Source organism: Micrococcales bacterium (assembly GCA_009784895.1).
In the GTDB taxonomy this organism is placed as follows: domain Bacteria; phylum Actinomycetota; class Actinomycetes; order Actinomycetales; family WQXJ01; genus WQXJ01.
In genome coordinates, this window is the sequence record WQXJ01000026.1 from 12832 (window position 1) to 33459 (window position 20628).

Consider the following 20628-nt stretch of genomic DNA (forward strand, 5'->3'; position numbering starts at 1 on the left):
GCGGCATCGGCCGGGGGAAAGGGCTATTCGTGGTCGGCGTGGTGGACCAGGCGGCTGGCGTAGAGCCGGGTCTCAGAGCGGTTCATGAAGAATTTGCCCAATTCAGCTGTGATGGTGGGTATGACCGAAAGCCCAATCACGATCAGCCAATGGTCCAAGCCCAGCGTGGTCAAACCAAAGTGCACACCAACCGGCCCAATCAGCACAAACAGGCCAAAGAGCGCAATCATCGACAGGGCGGAATAGCTCAGCCGCGGGTTGTCCAACAAAGTCCGCCTGAAGATCGAACGGCGCGATCGCACAGTGTAGATATGCAGAATCGAGGTCCAGCCAACCACCAGGAAGCACATGGTCTGGCCCAGCTTCTCACTGGGTGGGTGAGTCGAGGACAAAACCACGTTTGCGCCCAGCAGAAAAGCCACCCAACCAACCGCCACAAAGGCGATGATCTGTTTGATGATGACGAAATGCAGGCCCTGGAAAAGCGACTCGTTGCGGCCTATCGGTGTGCGCCGCATGATCCGGGGGTCAGATTTCTCCCGGGCCAGTGAGATGCCCGGTATGCCGTCGCCCAGCACGTTGATCAGCAGCAGCATGATCGGTGTTAGCGGCATACCCCAGGCGAAGAGCTGGGCGCCCAGCATCAAAACAATCTCAGAGAAGTTGCAGACCAGCAGGAAATAGACGGTTTTGCGGATGTTGGAAAAGACTCCACGACCCTTGTGGACGGCCTCGACAATAGTGGAGTAGTTGTCGTCGGTCAGGATGACATCAGCGGCGGATTTGGCCACTTCGGTGCCGGCCACACCCATGGCCACGCCAACATCGGCCGCCTTCAGCGCCGGGGCATCGTTGACGCCATCTCCGGTCATGGCGACCACCTCGTCATGCTCCTGCCAGGCTTCGACAATCCTGATCTTGTCCTCCGGCGAGACCCGGGCGTAGACCGAATACTGGGTGACGTTGTCAATCAGGTCATCGTCGCTCATCTCGGACAGTTCCAGGCCGGTCATGGCTTGGTCGCCTAGGGCCAGTAGGCCAATTTCGCGGCCTATGGCGGCGGCCGTGACGGCGTGGTCGCCGGTAATCATGACAGTGCGAATGCCGGCCTTCCTAGCCTTGGCAATGGCCATGGCGACTTCCGGTCGCGGCGGGTCGATAATGCCAACAATGCCTTCGAAGTCGAGGTCTTGCTCAAGTTCGCCCAGGCGGTCTTCGGGCGGCAGGGTGTCAACGCGCTTGGAGCCGAGCGCAAATATGCGCAGCGAATCGTTGGCGAAGGCGTCATGGTGCCTGTGGCGCCGGTTGGTCGCCTTGCGGATGGCGTCATTGGGCAACAGGTCTGGGTAGACATTGGGGGAGGGGGCGGCGAAGGGGACATGGTCAAAGGCCCCGATCGTCAAGACCAGAAACCCGCCGGCAGGGTGCTGGTGAATTGAGGTCGACATTTTCCTCTCAGAAGAAAAGGCGATCTCCGCCACCTGCGGGAACTTGGTTTCGAGGGCGGATTTTGAGCCGCCCTTGTCCAGCAGCAGGTGAATCACGGCGGCTTCAGTCGGAGAGCCAATGACCTTGACCGTGCCATCAGGCTGGGCCTCGTCGGTGGCGTGGGCTGATAGAGCGTAGCGCTCAATAAAGGCCATCTGATTGGCGGTGAAGTCAGATTCGGCCGCAAACGGATCCGCCCCTTCGATCCACAGTCGTTTGATCGTCATGCGGTTTTGGGTCAAGGTGCCGGTTTTGTCGGTGCAGATGACCGAGGTTGAGCCCAGGGTCTCAACCGCCGGTAGTTTCCTGATCAGGGCGTTTTTCTTGACCATCTCGGTGACGCCATGGGCCAAGGACAAGGTCACAATCAAAGCCAAAGTTTCAGGCACGGCCGCCACGGCCAGGGAAATGGCCACAAAGACCATGTACCAAAGGTCATCGCCCTGCAAATAGCCCACCAGGAACAGGGTTAGGGCTGCGATCACGGCGACGGAGGATATGACCCTGCCAATATTGTTGATCCGGTTTTGCAGCGGTGTGGTCAATCGTTGGGCGTTGTTGAGGTAGCCGGCGATATGCCCCATCTGGGTGAACATGCCGGTGGCGGTGACAATAGCCTTGGCCCGCCCGCCTGTCACCAGGCAGCCAGAAAAGACCATATTGGTCTGGTCAGCCACTGCCACTTTGCCTTCAAGTACGGCCTGGGCCGATTTCTCCGTCGGTTCGCTTTCCCCTGTCAGCGACGACTCGTCAACCGCCAGATCGGTCGAGTCCAATAGCCTGGCGTCAGCCGAAACCAGGTTGCCGGCCTGTAACTGGACCACATCGCCCGGCACCAACTCGGTCGAGTCAACCTCCAGCACCAACGAGTCCCGCAGCACCAAAGTGGTAGGCGAATTAAGGTCTTTGAGCGCCGCTAGGGACTTCTCTGCGCTTCTTTCCTGTGAAATGGCCAGTGCCATATTCAGAATGATAATACCGGTAATCACAATGAATTCGACAAAGCCGTGGCCCTGGAAAATGCCCATAAGGAGTGACAGCAACGCCGCAATTATCAGGATTATGGTAGTGACGTCTTTGAGGTTGTGAATAATCTTGGAGAGTATCGATTCGGCCTCTTGCTCATCGAATTGATTCCGACCATACTTGGCCTGACGGTTGGCGATAACCGCAGATGGCAGGCCTGTTTCGGCATTAGAGTCGAACTTGGCGAGAACAGCTGCGGTGTCCAAATCGTAGAATCTCTCCAAAAGTACGTCCTCCAGTTATTTCTTGTGTTAGATACAATTCAATGCCCCAGCGGGCAAAGAACACCGCCTTCGCCGCTGGCGAAATGATCGGTTGGGCTGAAGGATAGCGTATCGCTTAGGGCGATCACAAACCCACCGTCACCTAGGCGGCATTTTGGCGCCGTGGCAGCTCAAGACCTACTTAGGGCTCGAGGTCAAGGCTGATCGCGTCCCCGGGCACCTCAGGCAATCCTGGCACCGGCGCCGGCAAGGCCACCAGGTCGATGACCACAGCCTGGGCGGCAAAAGCCCGCTCTTTGGCTGGTGTGGTCACCAAAACCCGCGAACCAACCGGCAGGCCAACTAGGCCGGCAAAGACCGTGACGGTCTCACCGGCGTCGCTTGGCACCACGATCGGGGTGGGGCCCTGCCCATCTTGCCAAGTTGAGCCGCCGTCCACGCCGTTCCAATCGACCGCGGCGTAGTGGACCAGCACTTGGTCGCCAGCGGCGACTTCATCACCGGTTCCAGTGGCTAAGACCTGTACGGTGAATTCCTCGGGCGGTTCAACCCCGCCTGGCACCGAGACTTTGGCCTCATGCCCCAAGGCGCCATCGATTTGCGGACCAACGGTTTCGTCGGTCGGTTTGGCGTCGTCTTGGGCTTGGAGATCCTTGGCGAATTTCTCGATTAGCTCCATGTAGATAACTGAGGTGGTACCAGCCTCGGCGCCGAGGGTGGTGTTGAGCTCAGCCAAGCCAGGGGGTACCACGGCCAGCAGCTTCGAACCGACCTTCTGGCCAACAACAACGCGGGACAAGGCCAAAACCGGGCCTTGAGTGCCCAGGGGGAAGACCATAGTCTGCCTGGTGCCCCAGCTGTTGAAGCCGCCCAACGGTTCGGTTTCGCCCCAACTCCAGGCCACAAAGGCGACCGAAACCAGGTCATTCTCACCGACCACGTCGCCGTCGCCTTCATCACCCTGGACCTGGACCTGCAGCGAGGTGGGCGGGTCAATATAGGGAGACGGTGGTTCTGGCGTGGGGGATTCCTCCGGCGGGGCCTCGTCGCCCTCCTCCGGTGGTGCGATTGGCGCCTCGTCTTCCGGCGGCGTTGGCGTAGGCGATTCGGCGCCCTCTTTCAGTGGGTAGGTGACAGTGGGCGTGAGGCCCTCTTCGGCCTGGACCTGGGGCATTTCTTCGGCTTTGACGCTCATCCCGGTTTTGTCGCCCAGCGGCGTGGCCGATGGCGCCGGCGCCGGGTTGCCGGAACAGCCCGCCAGGGCCAACAGGCCGGCCAGCGTCAAGACACCGGTAACTCTTACGATTGAACGCACGTTTCCTCCACTTTGCCGTTTGATTGGCCCCTACATAATAGGGGGTTGGCCGCCCTGCACCGGCCTATGGTGGCTACGCGACATCGGCCCGGCTCGCCCCCACCGGAAGCGAACCGGGCCAAAGGCACTAGATAGGGCGGCTAGAAGGCCGGGATAACCGAGCCGTCAGTCCAGGTGTCGACAATGAACTGCTTGACTTCGGGGCTGTGTAGCAGTTCGTTGAGTTTGACCAAGCCCGGGCTGTCTTTGTCGCCAGCGCGAACCACCAACATATTGGCGTAGGGGTTGTCCTGGCCGTCTTCCAACATCAGGGCGTCAGACGAGGGCATGAGCCCAGCGTCGATGGCGAAGTTGCCGTTGATGACGGCGTAGTCGAAGTCCGGAAGGGACTTGGGTAGCAGCTGCGGGTCAATCTGGGTCAGTTTGACGTTGTTGGGGTTGTCTGCCAAATCGTCAATGGTCGGGTCGCCTTCGGTTTGGGCCAAAGTGAAGACGCCGGCGGCTTCGAGCAGCCTGAGCCCGCGGGCCTGGTTGGCCGGGTCGTTGGAGACGCCAATCATGGCGCCATCGGGCACCGCGGTCAGATCAGTGTGCTTTTCCGAATAGACGCCAAGCGGCTCAATATGCACGCCCTCGAAGGCGTAGAAGTCGTAGTTGAACTCTTCCATCTGGGCTTCAAGGTACGGCAGGTGCTGGAAGTAGTTGCCGTCGATTGAGCCTTCGTTCAGGCCGGTGTTCGGCAGAACATAATCGGTGAACTCGACAATATCGAGCTTCAGGCCAGCCTCGGTGGCCAAGTTCTCTTTGACAAATCTGAGGATTTCGCCATGCGGTGTGGGGCTGGCGCCAATCTTGAGTTCAGTCGCGGCCTTGTCCTCAGTGGTACCTCCACCATCGTTGCCGCTATCGGAGCCGCAGGCGCCAAGGGCAAGGGCGGCAGCCAACCCGAGGGCCAGGCTGGCGCCAATTGTCTTACTGGTCTTCTTCATGCTCTGTCTCGCTTTCGTTTCGTTTGGCTGGTTGGGTTGAGAGTTGGAGTCACGCCGGTGCCGGATGGCGCTAGCGAGTGTGGTCAAGCCGGCGGACCAGAAGGTCGCCAAGTAGTTGTACCACTTCGACCAGCACCACTACGACCACCACCACCATGACAAAGATGTCGGGTTGGTTGCGGGTGTAGCCGACGTTGTAGACCAGGTCACCCAGGCCGCCAGCGCCAATCGTGCCGGTGATCATCGAATAACCGATCAAAGTGATGTAAGTAACAGTGGCCGCGGCCACCAGAGAAGGGGCGGCTTCGCGCACGGCGATACCCCAGGAGATGCGCCATCTTGACGCCCCGGCCATCAGCGCGGCTTCGATTTTGCCCAGTTCGACCGAACGGATCGAGTTTTCAGCCAGGCGGGCGTAAAACGGAATACAGCCGACCGCTAGCGGCGGGATCCCGGCTTGCCAGCCAATAATCGAACCCAGCAGGGCCCGGGTAAAGCCAATCAGCAGCAGCATCAGGACAATGAACGGGATGGCCCGGCCCAGGTCAACGATGATTGAGGTGATTCGGAAAATGGTGCGTTGAGGTCGAATACCGACCGGTGAGGTCGCCCAAACGGCCAGGCCAATAGGCAATCCGACGACCACGCCAATCAGGCAGGAGATGGTCACCTGGCCAAAGGTCTGGAGAATGGCCGGCCCAATCTTCTCCCAGAACAGTGAGTTGCCGAAATAACTGCCATGGTCGACCACGGCCGCCAACCAGGTGCTCATTCGCCACCCCCATCGGGGCTGGCCACATGCAGGCCTTGCCGGCGCAGGGTCTCGATCACCCGGGAGCGGGCTGACTGGTCGACCTCCAATTGGAAACGGCCCACCCTCTCACCGGCCAGGGTTTCGAGCGTACCGGTGTGGATGGATGTGTCCTCGCCCAGGTCAGCCAGCAGTTTCAAGACCTCGCGAATGGAGTTTTCGGCTGAGGAGAACGACACTTCGAGCGTGGCTTTGGCCGAGCCAACCGGCGAAACCGCCAGCGGGATCAAATCCCGAGCCAAAACCGTGCCGTACTGTTTGACGACCTCGCCAATTGATCCGCTTTGGGCCACCCGGCCGTGGGCCAACAAGGTCACGGCGTCACAAACCTGACGCACAACCGCCATTTCGTGGGTAATGATCAGCACTGTCAGGCCAAGTTTGGCGTTGAGGTCGCGGATCAGCTCAAGCACCTGGCGGGTGGTGGCCCAGTCCAGCGCGGAAGACGGCTCGTCGCATAGCAGCACCGTGGCGTCACCGGCCAAAGCCCTGGCTATGCCGACCCGCTGGCGCTGTCCACCGGACAGCTGGGCCGGATAGGCCTTGGCTCTTTCGGCTAGCCCAACCAGCTCGAGCAGGTCCATGGCCTTGGCCACAGCCTGGGCCTTGGAGGTGCCCACGACCAGTTGCGGATAGGCCACATTTCCCAGGGCGGTACGCGAATCGAACAGGTTGTCGTGCTGGAAAACCATGCCAATGCGGCGCCGACGCTGGCGCAGGGCGGCCCCGGACAGGCCAGTAATGGCCTCGCCGTCAATCGAGACGACGCCGCTGGTCGGTTGTTCCAGGCCGGTGAGGCAACGAATCAAAGTTGACTTGCCGGCACCAGAAGGACCAACAATGCCGTGGATTTGGCCGTCCGGAATGGCTAAATCGAGCCGATCAAGGGCGTGGACCGGTCCGTCGGCAGATCTGAAGACCTTGGTTAGGGCTCGCAGCTCAATCACGGATTGTCCTTACCTGACACAGATGGCTCTTACTTGGCAGCGAATGATGCGCGGCTGGGCATAGCAGCCTTTGGGCGCCGGGGAATGGGGCGTTTCCTCTCAGCCGCGCCGGGGCATTCGGGCAGGCATGACCGCCTGTGGGATGGACATTGAGACCCGGCTGCGCTGATGCACCCGACTATTGAACCACAGATGGCCAGCCCGGTCAGCAGAGGCTATTTCGGCTGGCAAAAGGTGTTCTACCAATGGGAGGTGTGAAATAGGTCACAAAACAGGTAGTTTCCGTGGTGGTGGCCTTTGGTCGGATTGCCGGTCGGTTCGAGCCGCCTGGGCCAAAGAGTAGTCTTTGGCTGATCAGGTCCATTCGTGGCGGCCCGCCTTGGCGCTGAGACGTTAGGAATCACCCCCGTATGCGAGCACTGGTTTGTGTCGCCTCAAAGCACGGCTCCACCCTCCAGGTGGGCCAAGCGATTGAACGACGCCTGGCCGCCCATGGCTTGGAGGTTGACCTGATGTCACCAGAGGCGGTCACAAGCCTGGAGGGCTACGACGTGGTGGTGCTGGGTTCGGCTCTCTACGCCAACCGGATGATGCCGGCGATGGCGGCCTTCACTCACCGATGGGGCGAAGCCTTGGCTCGCCTGCCGGCCTACCTCTTCACCTCCGGGCCGCTTGACCCCGGTCCGGTCGACGGCATCCCCTTGCCCAGGGACGCTCGTGACCTGGCCGCCTTTATTGGCGCGCGCGAGGCCAAGCTGTTTGCCGGCTCCATGGCGCCGGCTGGCCTCAAAGCCACCGAACGGGCAGTTATGCGCATGATCGGTGCGCGCGGTGGTGACTACCGTGACTTCGCCCAAATCGAAGAATGGGCCGACGCCATCGCCCGCTCTACCGGCCAAACTGCGTGAAGCCGCCCCCCAAGCGCTATCTTTGGTTCGCACTTACCGGTGTGTTAGACAACTCCCTGGCAGGGTGATGCCCTGTTGAAATGAAGGATGACCCAATGAGAAAGCTAGTCTTTGTCGTCACACTGGCCGCGGTCGCGGCCCTGACCTTGGCGGCCTGCAGCTCCAGTGAGCCAGCGCCATCGGCCGAGGCCAAAACCGAAGCGACACTGCCCACCGTCGCCTTCGACGAGGCAGGGGTGCCGTCGATCGAGATCCCGGCGGACGCCGCGCCCCCAACCGAACTGGTGGCCGAGGTCTTGTCCTCAGGCACCGGCCCGGCAGTCGAAGTGGGCCAGAGCATTACGGTTCATTACAGTGGCTGGCTCTGGGCTGACGGGACGCAGTTCGACAGTTCATGGGAGCGCGGCGAGCCATCCACCTTCCCCCTGATCGAAGGTGGCTTGATTGACGGCTGGGTCAAGGGCCTGGACGGCCAAAGCGTGGGCAGCCAAGTTCTACTGGTGATCCCGCCGGAAATGGGCTACGGCGCTGGTGGAGGCGGAGGCATACCCGGTGATTCCACGCTTGTGTTTGTGGTGGACATACTGGCGGCCCAATAGTCATCCAGGGTTGGCCTCGAGCCACTGGCTGATCTGGGCGGCTTGGGCTTGAAGCGCCTTGAGCACGTTCTCGACCCCGGCCTGCTCTATGACACGGCCAAAAAGCGGCACCGCCGCCTTGACATCGCCTTCGACAACCAGCTGGCAACCCTGTTTTGACCGGGTCAGATGCGCTTGGCCTTCCAAGGCAACCGGGGCGCCGGTGATTTCTCCGGCCAAAGAGGCCTGTCGGTTGCCGTTAGCGTCCGGCGGCTGCCAAACCATGGCCTGGCGCAGCTCCAAATTGGCAGGCGCCAGCGACTTCAGGCCCTGCGGCAGATCCTCGGCCTGGACCGGTCCGCGCGCGGTGACGGTAAAGGCGCCATCGGCCGAATGGCGCACTGTGGCCTGCGCCGCTTCGGCGCCGCCCATGGCGGTGGCGACAAACTCGGCGTCCCCCAGCAACTGGGCGACTTGGTCAGGTGGGGCCAGGAAATCGAACTGGGCCGACAAGCGCATGGTCACCAGGCTACGGCAGGAAAGCGCAACCCAACTAAGCTAGCCGCGTGTCGACTTTGGGTTCGATCCTGCGGGATCAGGCCGCCTTGCCGGCTGATGAGGCCGAGTGGCTCCAGCGCCTTACGGCCGAATGGCAAATTGTCGCCGATCTGGCTTTCGCCGATCTGGTGCTGTGGGTACCGGTGGAAAAGGCCGGTTTCGTGGCGGCCGCGCTGCGCCGCCCACTGACTGGCTCAACTATGCACTACGACGAGGTGGTTGGGGTTGTCGCCAGCCCGGCCCAGGCCAAGGACCTATCTGACGCCCTGACCTTGGGCATGATCCAACGGCACCACGAGCCACGCTGGAACGGGGCCTACGGAGTGCGTGAGGAGATCGTTCCAGTTGGCTACCAGGGGCGGTCGATCGCCGTGGTGACTTCGCACGGCAACCTCGGGGCCGTACGCGCCCCGAGCCGTCTAGAGATCAACTACGTCGAAGTGGCGGACGAGCTTATCGGCATGATTGCCCGCGGGGAGTTCCCGGCCACCACCGCGCCGACCGGTTCGACCCGCCACAACCCCAGGGTCGGTGATGGCATGGTCCGCCTGGGCACCGAGGGGCAGGTCATCTACGCCAGCCCCAACGCCATTTCGGCCTTTCATGGTGCCGGTCTGGTGGCCGACCTGACCGGCACAGTCCTGGTCGAGGTGCTAGCAGACGCGCTGCGCGGATCAAGCCAAGTCGACGAGGCCCTTCCGGTTGTGGCTATGGGCCGGGCGCCGTGGAACACCGAAGTCACCCTGGGCGGAGTTACTTTGGCGCTGCGCTCGGTGCCCTTGACCAATCGGGGCATCAGGACTGGGGCGGTGCTGTTGTGCCGCGACGTGACGGAACTGAGGCGCTCTGAACTGGAGTTGATGACCAAAGACGCCACCATCCGCGAAATCCACCACCGGGTCAAGAACAACCTTCAGGCCGTCTCGGCCCTGCTGCGGTTGCAGCAACGCCGCTCTACCAACCCCAGTGTCGAATCGGCTTTGGGGGAGGCGATCCGGCGGGTCTCGACAATCGCCACAGTCCATGACACGTTGTCAATGTCGCTGTCGGGGCAAGTCGATTTCGACACGGTCTTTGGCCGGACCTTGCGGCTGGCGGCTGATGCGGCCGCCGCCGGCATCAAAGTGCAAACGGTCCAAGAGGGTTCCTTTGGCCGGGTTGGCGGTGACGACGCCACTATTATCGCCATCCTGCTAACGGAACTGGTGACCAACGCCGTGGCGCACGGGTTGGCGCCATGTGGTGGTGGCACCGTGTGGATCAACGCCACCCGCAGCGGCATGGAACTTGAGGTTTCGGTCGCGGACGATGGCGTGGGGTTGCCCTCAAAAGGGGCCGCCGCCATGAGCGGCTTGGGTATGCAGATTGTCGAAAGCTATGCCACCGGTGAATTGGGTGGCTCAATTGAGTGGTTGCCTCGCCCTGGCGGCGGAACAGAGGTCCTGGTTCGCGTCCACCTGAGAGAATAAAACGAAGGCCTGAAAATTGCTCTAGGCGCCGCCTCGAAAAAGCGTGTTAGCGATAACAAAACCGGCAAAAACGGATGAATACTACCGGGGCCGAATAACGTCAGGCGGCTCGCCTGGCGCGGGCTGTGCGCCGCTTGAGGGCGCGACGCTCATCTTCGGAAAGCCCTCCCCAAACACCGGATTCTTGATTATTCTCAATGGCCCATTGCAGGCAATCCCCGCCCACGTCACAGCGGGCACAGACCGACTTGGCGGATTCGATTTGTGCAAGCGCTAGACCAGCGTTGCCGACTGGAAAGAAGAGTTCGGGGTCCTCTGAAAGACACGCCGCCGCGTGGCGCCAATCCATTGTTGCTCCTGTTTCGGGTGAGGTTCGTCTGGCGGCGATCCTCCGGGCTGAACACGCGATACCCTGACACACGGTTGAAGGCTTTGACAAGGGTTTTGTTGTGTGAATTACGTCACATTTGCTAATGCCCCAGGTAGAGCGGATGTAGCGGCTTGAACGGTAGTAAAACGACTCAGCTGGACCACTAGTCCGCGGCCCGGAACCCGCTGTTGGGTGGCTGTGTCGGTGATCAGTTTTAGCCCCAGGGCGGCCGCCGCGCCGGGCAGGCTAGGCCAGAGCACCAGGCCGGTTGGGTGGGCCTGAAATAACGAGGCCGGTCCGCGAAATGACGCTGCCATGGTCGCGGTCAGGGCCCCAATTAGGATCCCGCGCCGCGGCAAGACTGGTGGCATATCCTCGGCCTGATCGAGGTTGTCCGCCAGCACCACGGCGCCAGATTCAAGAGCCTTGAGCGTTTGAGGCCACGGGTCGAGTCCCACCGCGGTGACGGCTTTGAGACCCGCTAACTTGGCCTGGGCGGCCAGGGCCGCCAGCACAGTGGAACGACCTGAACCGGGGGGTCCCAAGATGGCAACCGGCCGGCCCGGCACCAAATCAAGGGCCACTGGCAGTCCCAGTGGTCCTCCCAGCCCCCACCACAGCCGGCGCCGATTCGGTGGCGGTAGATCGGCCAGGCTGACCCGGCTAGGCGGCGACAGTAACCGCGGCGGTGGGCCTGGCCCGGCGGCGGTGGTCTTGACAGGGCTGTCCAGACAGGCCAACTGGACTTCTGCGGCCTGACCTGGCCTGGTGTATACACAGCGACCAGGGGTAGAGCGCTGGCCAGCAAACTGGCGGTCCAGTCCCAAGGCCAGATCCTCGGCTGCGTCAATAGTGGGCAGCACAAGTCGTTGGGGGAAGCCGTTGAGATAGCGGGACGGTTTGGCTGGCCCGGTTACCACCACCCACCAGCCGTCTTTCAGGCCGGTGAGGGAATCTAGCGGTGGTCTTTCGGCGCCCGGCGTGATTTGGTCAGCCAAGGCTTCGACACCGTCAAGCACCACCACCTGGGGCCGGCTATCCGGCGCCGGGGCCAGGGAGTCGAGCCAAGAGGTGATGGCTGGCCCGTTGGGCGCCACCACCGAACCGAGGGCAGGGTTGTAGCGCAGGGCGGCGAATCTGGTCGCGTTGTCGGTGATTAGGTGGGTTTGCCAGCCGGCGGCCAGCGTGGCGGCGGCCACGGTCACGGCGGCTGTGGTCCGGCCGGTGCGCGGCGCACCAAGGATGGCCAGGTGGCCGTCGGCCGGTGACAATCGCAGGCTGCCCTGGTGCTGGTGGGCCGGCAGGTCAGCCAGGCCCACTGGCACCGAGTCAGTCCGATTGGCCGGATCTGCTGGTCCTACCGCATTAGCCAGGTCGTCAAGCTGACTGGTACCAATCAGCGCTGGCAGGGGTGGAAGCCATGGTGCCGCCTGGGGGCTCAAACTGGCTGCCTCGGCCGCCTGTTTGATCTGCTTGACCAGGCGAGTGGCGCCTGGTCCGGCTGGTCTTGGCGGGGTGGTCCACCGATCTGGCCAGGTGATCGCCGCGGCTGGCCGGGCCGGGTGGCCACCTGGCAGGGCGGCCCTGAAGTGGATGGCCGGCCGGCCAGCAGAGGCGAGTACCGCGCTGCCCGGTGCTGCCGGGTCGATTGACATGGCCCTTGTGTCACCCAAGACATCAAGGGAGTCTGCTTCGGTGGCCACCCGGAAACAGATTCGAAGCGGCAGGTTGGCTCTGAGCTGGGCAGAGACAGCGCCAGCCGGCCGCTGAGTGGCCAAGACCAAAAACATGTCCAGCGAACGACCTTGCGCCGCCAGGCGCTCGAGGGCGGCGCCGGCGCTGGGAATGGTCTCAATCAAAGTCCGGAACTCGTCGACCACCACCATCAACCTCGGTGGACGCAGCTCGGTCGGCAACTGGGCCATCTTGGCCGCTCCGGCCTGGTCCAACAGCCGTTCGCGCCGCAGCAACTCGGCTTCAAGGGAAGTCAGGGCCCGTCGTGAGGCGGCCGTGTCAAGGTCGGTAACCAGGCCAACCAGATGCGGCAGGCCGGTCAGGTCCGCAAAGGTTGCCCCACCTTTGTGGTCGATACCCACAATCACCAGCCGGTCCGGTGACATCGCCGTGGCCGCCCCCAGCATCAAACTGCGCAGGAACTCCGATTTGCCTGACCCAGTGGCCCCTGCCACCAAGATATGTGGCCCGTCGCGGGCCAGATGCAGGCGAAAGGCGCCGCCGGTAGCCAGGTGACCCAAGTCAAGGCAGGGCTCGTCCCGCCGCCAGCGGTCCGCCAGGTCCGGAGCCAAGACCGTCTTGGCCGGGTAAGTCGTCGTAGCCGGCTGGTTGAGGCCGGCCGCCTGACGCGACAGACGCTCGGCCGTGCCCGGCCCAATTCCTGCCACCAGGACCGGCGCTGCCCCATCGACCCGCATCGCGACCAGACCAAGGCCGGCCGGGCGGACCGCGACATGGACAGGGCGGCCATCACCGGGACCGGATTGCCAGGTGAAGTGGTCATCTTCTTGCCCAATTACGGTGGCTTGGCCTTCCCCGGCCGTTTCAAGGGAACAAAACCGGGCCCACTGCCACCGTTTCGATTTGGGCACAGCTAGCCGCGATTGGCCGCCGGCCCAGGCCCGGATAACGGCCATGGCCGCCACAGCTGGGCCATGGACAGCCAGGTTGTGACCGGGCGCCAGGTAGCGATTCTGGGCCAGACCCTCGACCTGTTCCGTCCAGACCGGCTTGCGGCTAGCCCCTTTGATTGCTCCAAAGCTGGCTGTCAGACCGCCGGCCAGCGGCATCAGCGCCCACAATGGGTTGCGCGTCAGGGCCAGCATCAGCCCACCCATTATCACGGCCGTCAGTGCTGGCGCTAGCCAGGCCCGTCGGCTGCCAAACTGACGCCCGCCGCCCAGGGCTGAGCCGGCCGGTCTTGGGGCCAGTTGGCCGCCCGCGGCACGGCCGGGCGAGGGTTGGGGCCAGGCCGGACCTGGGCCCCCCTGGCCTGTTTCGGTGCTGACGGGGCAGCTTTGACCGCTGGGCGCCTTGTCCAACAGCCAAACTGAGTCCACCACCCGAACCAATTGGCCGCGCTCAATAGGCCGCCGCCGTTGGCCCAGGCGGCGCCAGCGCACCTGCAGCCGGCCGCGGTTTTGGCGTACCCGGCCAGTCGAAACCTGTCCGGCTGCCCGCCGTTGCCAGTACAGGCCTTGGTCACCACCAACTAGTTCGACCGGACCGGTTTCCTGGCCTGGCGGCGCCACCATGGTGCCGGGCGAAGCCCTGGTGCGTAGCCCGGCATGGATCCCACCCAAGGCCACCAAGCACCAGGTGCCAGGTGCGGGGGCCTGGACCGGATCTGGCCGATCGCTGACCAGACAGCCGTTAGCCAGCGGGGCCAGGCCCAGCACTGAACCACCGCTGAGCTGGGCCTGACCCACGAACCAAGGGTGCGCCAGGCACTGACTGGCCACCTGCGTCATCAGATCCTGCCAAGTGGTACCAGGCTCGGCCCAATAGTCGTGCTGATCTAGGTGTTGACAGCGCAGTGTCAGGCGCATGATCGGATTGTTGACCAAAGCCAACGCCTCCGCCACCAGGCCTGTGGACAACCACAGGTACTAGGCCCAACTACTGCCCGCCTTTGTGCACTCCCGCCGGCCAAGACACCCAATCTGCCGGACCACAGCCTCGCCTAACCACAGCCTCGCCGAACCACAGTCTCGTCGAACCACAGCCTCGCCGAACCACAGCCTCGCCGAACCACAGTCTCGTCGAACCACAGCCTCGCCGAACCACAGTCTCGTCGAAACTAGGGTGCTGACCTGCCCCTTCACCGCGAGATCGAGCTTTCGCATAATGCCAAGAGTCCTAACCGCGCCTAGTATTGAGGTCATGGCCGGCGAGTTTTTCACAAGTCAGCTGCGCGCCCTGCGCCAGACCTTCGCCTCGATTGAGCAGGTCAGCGACCCAGAGGGTCTACGCCACAGCATTTCAGAACTAGAGCAAAAGGCGGCCGTGCCGGGCCTGTGGGATGACCCGGAACGGGCTCAAAGCATCACCGCCCGCTTGTCGGTGGCCCAATCGAACCTGGATAAGCTGACCCGGATGGGCGGCCGAATCGACGATCTGGCCGTCCTGTCTGATCTGGCCGAAGAGGGCGATGACGCGGCCACGCGCGAAGAGGCCCAAACTGAGCTGGCCGCCATCCAGACCGACCTGGCCGAAATGGAAATCAAGACGTTGATGTCCGGGCCATACGACCAACGTGCCGCCGTTGTGAACATCCGCTCAGGAGCTGGCGGCGTCGATGCCGCCGATTGGGCGGAGATGCTGCTGAGGATGTATCTGCGCTGGGCTGAGCGGCATGGCTATGCCACCAAGGTGTTGGACACTTCCTATGCCGAGGAGGCCGGATTGAAATCGGCCACATTCGAGGTCGACGCGCCATTTGCCTACGGCAAGCTTTCGGTCGAAGGCGGCACCCATCGCCTGGTCCGGATTAGCCCATTTGACAATCAAGGCCGGCGCCAAACCAGCTTCGCCGCCGTCGAGGTGATTCCGCTGATCGAGGCCACCGACCACATTGATATCCCCGAAGCGGAGATCAAGGTCGATGTTTTTCGGTCTTCGGGGCCGGGTGGACAATCAGTCAACACAACCGATTCGGCAGTGCGAATGACCCACCTGCCAACCGGCATTGTCGTGTCGATGCAAAACGAAAAGTCCCAGATCCAGAACCGGGCGGCGGCCTTGCGGGTGCTGCAATCGCGGCTATTGGTGCTGCGCCGGGCCGCCGAAGAAGCCAAAAAGCGCGAATTGGCTGGCGACGTCAAGGCTTCATGGGGCGATCAAATGCGCTCTTATGTGCTTCACCCCTATCAAATGGTCAAGGATTTGCGCACCGAATATGAAGTCGGTAACCCGGCGACAGTCTTCGATGGCGACATCGACGCCTTCATCGACGCCGGCATTCGTTGGCGGCGCAGCCTTGAACGCGCCGCCAATTAGCGCATAGCCCGATGCCGCGTCCCCGGCGTGTCATGTAGCTCCCGTGGCCAGAGGGTGCTTAGCCTGGTGGCGGCCACGCCGTGGCCACAGACCAGACCTGCCAATGGGACGAATTAGTGATCACTTTCGAGAATGTCACCAAGATCTACGCCCGGGGCTCTAGGCCAGCCCTGGACCAGATTTCTTTGGAGATACCACGGGCCCAGTTTTGCTTCCTAGTAGGAGCATCCGGTTCCGGCAAATCGACTTTGCTGGCCATAATCCTGCGCGAGGAGCGGGTGACTACCGGCAAAACCTTCGTGCTGGGCCACGATGTCACCACCATGCCGCAGCGGCGCATTGCCCGCTTTAGGCGGCAAATCGGCGTGGTCTTCCAGGACTTCAGATTGCTTGAGCAAAAGACGGTTTTCGACAATGTGGCTTTTGCCATGCAAGTGATAGGGCGGCCACGGCACACCATTATGCGGACCGTGCCGGACATTTTGGACCTTGTCGGGTTGGCCGGCAAAGAGCGGCGGACGCCACACGAGCTTTCGGGCGGTGAGCAGCAGCGGGTGGCAATTGCCCGGGCGGTGGTCAACCGGCCCAAAATCCTCTTGGCTGACGAGCCCACAGGAAACCTTGATCCGCGCACTTCAGAGGGCATTATGGCGGTCCTGGAGCGAGTCAACCAGACTGGCACCACAGTGGTAATGGCAACACATGACGTTGGCCTGGTTGACCAGTCTCAATACAGGGTTGTCGAGCTGGTCGAGGGCCGCATGGTGCGTGATGAGGCCACTGGCTACTACGGAGGTGGGTCATGAGATTGCGCTTTGTAGTGGCCGAGATCTTCCACGGCTTTAGGCGTAACGCCACCATGATCTGGGCGGTCATTCTGGTCACCTTTGTCTCTCTTTCGGCTGTCGGGGCTGCGCTGATGCTGCAGCAGCAGGTCGACCGGATCAAAGGGGAGTGGTATGACAAAGTTGAGGTCCAAGTTTGGCTCTGTCCTGAGGCCCCGGTCGAACGCGAAACCTGCCGCGATGGTTCGGTCAGCCAAGACCAACAAGACGCGGTCAAGGCCAAGCTGGAGTCACCCGAGCTTGACCCTTATGTCGAAGAGGTCTTCTTCCAGTCAAAGGAGGAGACCTACAACGACTTTCTAGACCGTTTTGGCGGCACCTCAATGGCCACCGAAGTGACCCAAGCAGAGTTTCCACCGATGTTTCGCGTCAAGCTCAAAGACGCCAGCAAATTCTCTGTCGTGGCCGATGCGGTCAAGCTGATGCCAGGGGTCTATGACACGTTTGACCAGTCAGATCTGTTTGACCAGTTGTTCAACATTCTAGGTAAAATCCGTCTAGCAGCCCTGGGCATTGCCCTGGTCTTGGGCCTGGCAGCAATTTTGCTCATCACGACGACGATTCGACTATCAGCCCTGTCCAGACAACGTGAAACCGGCATCATGCGCTTAGTTGGCGCCTCGAATCTCTTCATCCAGCTGCCGTTCATGCTGGAAGGAGCGGTGGCGGCACTCTTGGGTTCGGCCCTGGCTGTCGGTACGCTGTGGTCAGTCAGTCAGTTCTGGTTAGCCGATTGGGTAGCACGTAATTTCGCCATGATGACGACTGTTCGCAGCAGTGACGTCTTCGCGGTGGCGCCCTATATGGTGTTGGCGGCCGTGGCCCTGGCCGCACTCAGTTCGGTGCTGACATTGCGTCGCTTCACGAAGGTATAAGGAGGGGAGTTGACTGCCACACAAAGGCCCAGATGGCGCCGCTTTGCCAGCGGACTGCTTGGCGCGGCTTTAGCGCTGGGTATGGCCGCGGGTGTGTCAACCAGTTCGCTCCTGCCGCCTAGCCCGGCCCTGGCGGCTGACTCCAAAGATGACCTGCAGGCCAGACGCGAGGCCAACCAAAGAGAACTGAACCGGCTGGCAGCCGAGCTGGAAGGCACCTCCCAGGCCCTGGTCGAGGCCTACCTCAACCTTGAGGCGGCCAAGCAAGAACTGCCGCTGGCCGAGGCAGCTTTGTCCAAGGCACAACAGGATTTCGCCAACGCCCAGCAGGAATACACTGAGCTGTCAGATGCACTAGCGGCGGCCGAGAGCCAACGCGAACAAGTCACCGGCCAGTTGGCTTCAGACCAAGAAGAAGCGGAAAACGCTCGCCGCGCCATCGGCCAAATGGCCCGTTCGGCGATGGCCTTTGACAACCCGGCCTCAAATGACTTGATGGTGCTGTTGGGTGCCAAGGACATCAAAGAAGTCGCCGACAACCAGATCGTCAGCCAAGCCTTCAGCGCCGCCCGCGAAGCTGCCCTTTCCACCGCACAGCAATCGGCCGGCGCCAACAAAAACCGCGAGGCCCGCCTTGAGGCCGTGACTACGGAAATCACCGATCTGAAGGCCAAAGCCGAGGCGGCCCTAGCTCGGGCTGAAGCGGCGAAGGCGGCAGCCGAAAAGGCCAAAGCCGATCTGGACAAATTGGTCGCTTCACTGACATCTCTGACTGCCGATCTGGAGGCCCAAAAGGCCACCGAGGAAGCCCGTCAAACCGAGCTGCGGGCCAGGCAAAACGAGATGGATGATGCCCTGCGCAAAATCATCGAAAAGGAAATCGCCGAAGGCGGCGGTGGCGGCGGTGGCGGCGGCGGTCCCGCCCCGGGCGGCGGATTCTTCGGTTGGCCTGTGGCCAGCCCAAACATCACCTCCCCGTTCGGCTATCGGGTTCACCCAATTTCGGGCACTACCCGGATGCACACTGGGATTGATTTTGGGGCTGGCTGTGGCTCGGGCATCTTCGCCTCTGCTGCTGGGGTTGTGGTTCAGGCCGGCTGGGCCGGAGGCTACGGCTACCGCACGGTGGTCAGCCACGGCATCCAAAACGGCGCCCAGATGATGTCGACCTACAGCCACCAGCCTGGCGTTTCGGTCTCAGTGGGCCAATCGGTGACAAAGGGCCAGCGGATTGGTTCGGTTGGAACCACCGGCTCTTCGACCGGATGCCACCTGCACTTCGAAATCATGAGGAACGGCAACTACGTCGACCCGGCACCCTATTTGCGATGAGCGCGGCCAAACCCGGAGCCGAACGGTCGATCACCGTCAACCGCAAGGCCCGGCATGAATACCACCTTGACCAGGAGATTGAAGCTGGACTGGTGCTAATGGGGACCGAGGTTAAGGCTCTGCGCATGGGTCGGGCCTCGCTTAGCGATGGTTGGGTCTCTTTGGAGCGCGGCGAGGCCTGGCTTGAAGGTGTCCACATCCCCGAATACCTGTCCGGATCCTGGACCAATCACAGCCCAAGGCGCAAGCGCAAACTGCTGCTGCACAAAGACGAGATCAAGAAGCTGGAACAAAGGACCCGCGAAAAGGGCGTCACGGTGGTGCCCCTGCGGCTCTATTTCAGCGGCAGCCGGGCTAAGGTCACAATTGCCGTGGCCCACGGCAAACGCGAATGGGACAAGCGCCAGGAATTGCGCCGCCGCCAAGATGACATGGAAGCGCGCAAGGCCATGCGCCACCGCGCCAACCTCTGATCCACCTTTGGTCGGCATTGGCGGCCAGTCTGAGCCGCCGCGACGGACCTGCGCCGGCACCGCCTCCGCCGAACCAATCCCCGTGGTCGACCAGCATTGTTGACCAATTCCCCGCGCCGGAGGCCAGGTGGGCCGCCTGGCGTCCCGGCCAACGTGGTTGACTTGGGGCATGAGTTCGCATGGGCGCCCACCCAAGCTGTCAAAGACGGCCTATGAGGCCGAGTTGTACCGTCTCCAAGGTCAATTGGTGACCATGCAAGAGTGGATACGGCAAGAAGGCAAACGCCTGGTCGTGGTTTTCGAAGGAAGGGATGCCGCCGGCAAGGGTTCCGCCATCGCGCGGATAACCCAATACCTCAACCCTCGCTTTTGCCGGGTGGTGGCGCTGCCCAAACCAACCCAGCGCGAAGAGGGTCAGTGGTATTTCCAGCGATACATTGAGCAGTTGCCCACAGCTGGCGAGATTGTGCTGTTTGACCGCTCCTGGTACAACCGGGCCGGGGTCGAGCGGGTGATGGGTTTTGCTTCCAAGCAGCAGTACAAGTTGTTCTTGAAGCAGGCCCCGGTTTTTGAGAATCTACTGATCCAAGACGGCATCATGCTGCGTAAGTACTGGTTCTCGGTCTCTGACGTTGAGCAAGAGCGGCGGTTCGTCGGTCGGTCGAAGGATCCGATGCGGCGCTGGAAGCTTTCGGAAATGGACCTTCAGGCGATTGTCCGCTGGGAAGACTATTCCAGGGCCAAGGACGACATGATGTGGGCTACCGACACTGTCGAAGCGCCCTGGTACACGGTCGAATCAGAGGACAAAAAGCGCTCCCGGATCAATGTGATTGCGCACCTGCTCTCGACGGTGCCTTATGAGCACCTCGAACCGAATCCACTTGACATTCCGCCGCGCCCGGCGACCACCGGCATTTACCGCCCTTCAAGGGACATTGAGGGGCACATTGTGCCCGATGTCGCCGCCAAGCTGGTCAAAGTCAAAAAGCCCAAGCCGGGCGAGGGCGAGCCAGACCCGCCGGTCGCGGAGGCGGAATCACCAGCTGCATAGGCTCGCCAGGCGGGGGAGCTCGGCTTTTTGCCGGCCGATGCCGGTAGTCCAGACGGCATGGGCCGGACAGGCGGGCGGAGGTTTCGGTTGATCGCCAACTAGCATTAGCGCGATGAGAAACGACTACCACAAGAATTCTGGGCGACCCGGCCGTGGCGGTGGGAGGCGGGACGAGCGCCTTGGCGGTAGTCGGGGCCAAGGGGACCGGCAGCGGCAGGATAAGTGGGGGCGTCAGCGGCGGGATGATGCCAAAGCTCAACCTCGCGGAACTGGAGCCGGGCGACCGTGGCGGGGTGATGCCAAAGCTCGGACTCGCGGTGATGGGGCTGATGAGAGGCGAGGCCAGGGGGACC

18 protein-coding genes are annotated in these 20628 nt (G+C 62.2%); 9 read left to right on the forward strand and 9 right to left on the reverse strand.

Going from position 1 to position 20628, the window contains the following annotated elements; genetic code table 11:
- Positions 1 to 23: 23 nt before the first annotated feature.
- The 5 genes from FWD29_06075 to FWD29_06095 form a co-directional block, all read right to left on the reverse strand.
- Positions 24 to 2738: a cation-translocating P-type ATPase gene (locus tag FWD29_06075; protein MCL2803502.1), complete on the reverse strand. Its 2715-nt coding sequence runs from the start codon at positions 2736 to 2738 to the stop codon at positions 24 to 26.
- Between the two features lie 181 nt (positions 2739 to 2919).
- The gene (locus FWD29_06080; protein MCL2803503.1) at positions 2920 to 4053 is read right to left on the reverse strand and encodes an FKBP-type peptidyl-prolyl cis-trans isomerase; all 1134 of its coding nucleotides are present in this window, start codon (positions 4051 to 4053) and stop codon (positions 2920 to 2922) included.
- Between the two features lie 140 nt (positions 4054 to 4193).
- A complete protein-coding gene (locus FWD29_06085) occupies positions 4194 to 5042 on the reverse strand; it encodes a MetQ/NlpA family ABC transporter substrate-binding protein (GenBank protein MCL2803504.1) in 849 nt (282 codons plus the stop codon).
- Positions 5043 to 5112: 70 nt separating this feature from the next.
- The gene (locus tag FWD29_06090; protein ID MCL2803505.1) at positions 5113 to 5814 is read right to left on the reverse strand and encodes an ABC transporter permease; all 702 of its coding nucleotides are present in this window, start codon (positions 5812 to 5814) and stop codon (positions 5113 to 5115) included.
- Positions 5811 to 6800 (reverse strand): ATP-binding cassette domain-containing protein, encoded by a 990-nt coding sequence (locus FWD29_06095; GenBank protein ID MCL2803506.1) that lies wholly within the window; start codon positions 6798 to 6800, stop codon positions 5811 to 5813. Before FWD29_06095 ends, FWD29_06090 begins: the two co-directional genes overlap by 4 nt.
- A gap of 410 nt (positions 6801 to 7210) precedes the next feature.
- On the opposite strand from FWD29_06095, the gene FWD29_06100 reads away from it, so the two are divergent.
- Both FWD29_06100 and FWD29_06105 read left to right on the forward strand, forming a co-directional pair.
- Positions 7211 to 7708, forward strand: coding sequence for a flavodoxin domain-containing protein (locus tag FWD29_06100; protein ID MCL2803507.1), 498 nt, complete (start codon positions 7211 to 7213; stop codon positions 7706 to 7708).
- Between the two features lie 95 nt (positions 7709 to 7803).
- Complete coding sequence (locus FWD29_06105; protein MCL2803508.1) at positions 7804 to 8307, forward strand: FKBP-type peptidyl-prolyl cis-trans isomerase; 504 nt, start codon at positions 7804 to 7806, stop codon at positions 8305 to 8307.
- Here the strand turns inward: FWD29_06105 and FWD29_06110 are convergent, their stop codons facing one another.
- Positions 8308 to 8805, reverse strand: a complete 498-nt coding sequence (locus FWD29_06110) for a DUF2505 domain-containing protein (protein MCL2803509.1) — start codon at positions 8803 to 8805, stop codon at positions 8308 to 8310.
- A gap of 47 nt (positions 8806 to 8852) precedes the next feature.
- On the opposite strand from FWD29_06110, the gene FWD29_06115 reads away from it, so the two are divergent.
- Positions 8853 to 10313 (forward strand): PAS domain-containing sensor histidine kinase, encoded by a 1461-nt coding sequence (locus FWD29_06115; protein MCL2803510.1) that lies wholly within the window; start codon positions 8853 to 8855, stop codon positions 10311 to 10313.
- Between the two features lie 100 nt (positions 10314 to 10413).
- On the opposite strand, the gene FWD29_06120 is transcribed toward FWD29_06115, so the two are convergent.
- Complete coding sequence (locus tag FWD29_06120) at positions 10414 to 10662, reverse strand: WhiB family transcriptional regulator (protein MCL2803511.1); 249 nt, start codon at positions 10660 to 10662, stop codon at positions 10414 to 10416.
- A gap of 107 nt (positions 10663 to 10769) precedes the next feature.
- On the reverse strand, positions 10770 to 14297 hold the full coding sequence (locus tag FWD29_06125; GenBank protein ID MCL2803512.1) for an FtsK/SpoIIIE domain-containing protein: 3528 nt from the start codon (positions 14295 to 14297) through the stop codon (positions 10770 to 10772).
- A gap of 283 nt (positions 14298 to 14580) precedes the next feature.
- On the opposite strand from FWD29_06125, the gene prfB reads away from it, so the two are divergent.
- From prfB to ppk2, 6 genes are all read left to right on the forward strand, one after another.
- Positions 14581 to 15696, forward strand: coding sequence for a peptide chain release factor 2 (prfB, locus tag FWD29_06130; protein MCL2803513.1), 1116 nt, complete (start codon positions 14581 to 14583; stop codon positions 15694 to 15696).
- A gap of 116 nt (positions 15697 to 15812) precedes the next feature.
- Positions 15813 to 16502 carry a cell division ATP-binding protein FtsE gene (ftsE, locus tag FWD29_06135; protein ID MCL2803514.1) on the forward strand — a complete coding sequence of 230 codons (690 nt, stop codon included), beginning with the start codon at positions 15813 to 15815 and terminating at the stop codon, positions 16500 to 16502.
- The gene (gene ftsX / locus FWD29_06140) at positions 16499 to 17416 is read left to right on the forward strand and encodes a permease-like cell division protein FtsX (protein MCL2803515.1); all 918 of its coding nucleotides are present in this window, start codon (positions 16499 to 16501) and stop codon (positions 17414 to 17416) included. Before ftsE ends, ftsX begins: the two co-directional genes overlap by 4 nt.
- Before the next feature lie 9 nt (positions 17417 to 17425).
- Positions 17426 to 18748 carry a peptidoglycan DD-metalloendopeptidase family protein gene (locus tag FWD29_06145; GenBank protein ID MCL2803516.1) on the forward strand — a complete coding sequence of 441 codons (1323 nt, stop codon included), beginning with the start codon at positions 17426 to 17428 and terminating at the stop codon, positions 18746 to 18748.
- Complete coding sequence (gene smpB / locus FWD29_06150) at positions 18745 to 19221, forward strand: SsrA-binding protein SmpB (GenBank protein ID MCL2803517.1); 477 nt, start codon at positions 18745 to 18747, stop codon at positions 19219 to 19221. Before FWD29_06145 ends, smpB begins: the two co-directional genes overlap by 4 nt.
- Positions 19222 to 19390: 169 nt before the next feature.
- Positions 19391 to 20275, forward strand: coding sequence for a polyphosphate kinase 2 (ppk2, locus tag FWD29_06155; protein ID MCL2803518.1), 885 nt, complete (start codon positions 19391 to 19393; stop codon positions 20273 to 20275).
- A gap of 104 nt (positions 20276 to 20379) precedes the next feature.
- On the opposite strand, the gene FWD29_06160 is transcribed toward ppk2, so the two are convergent.
- Positions 20380 to 20628: hypothetical protein (locus FWD29_06160; GenBank protein ID MCL2803519.1), on the reverse strand; the 249-nt coding region annotated here is incomplete at its 5' end.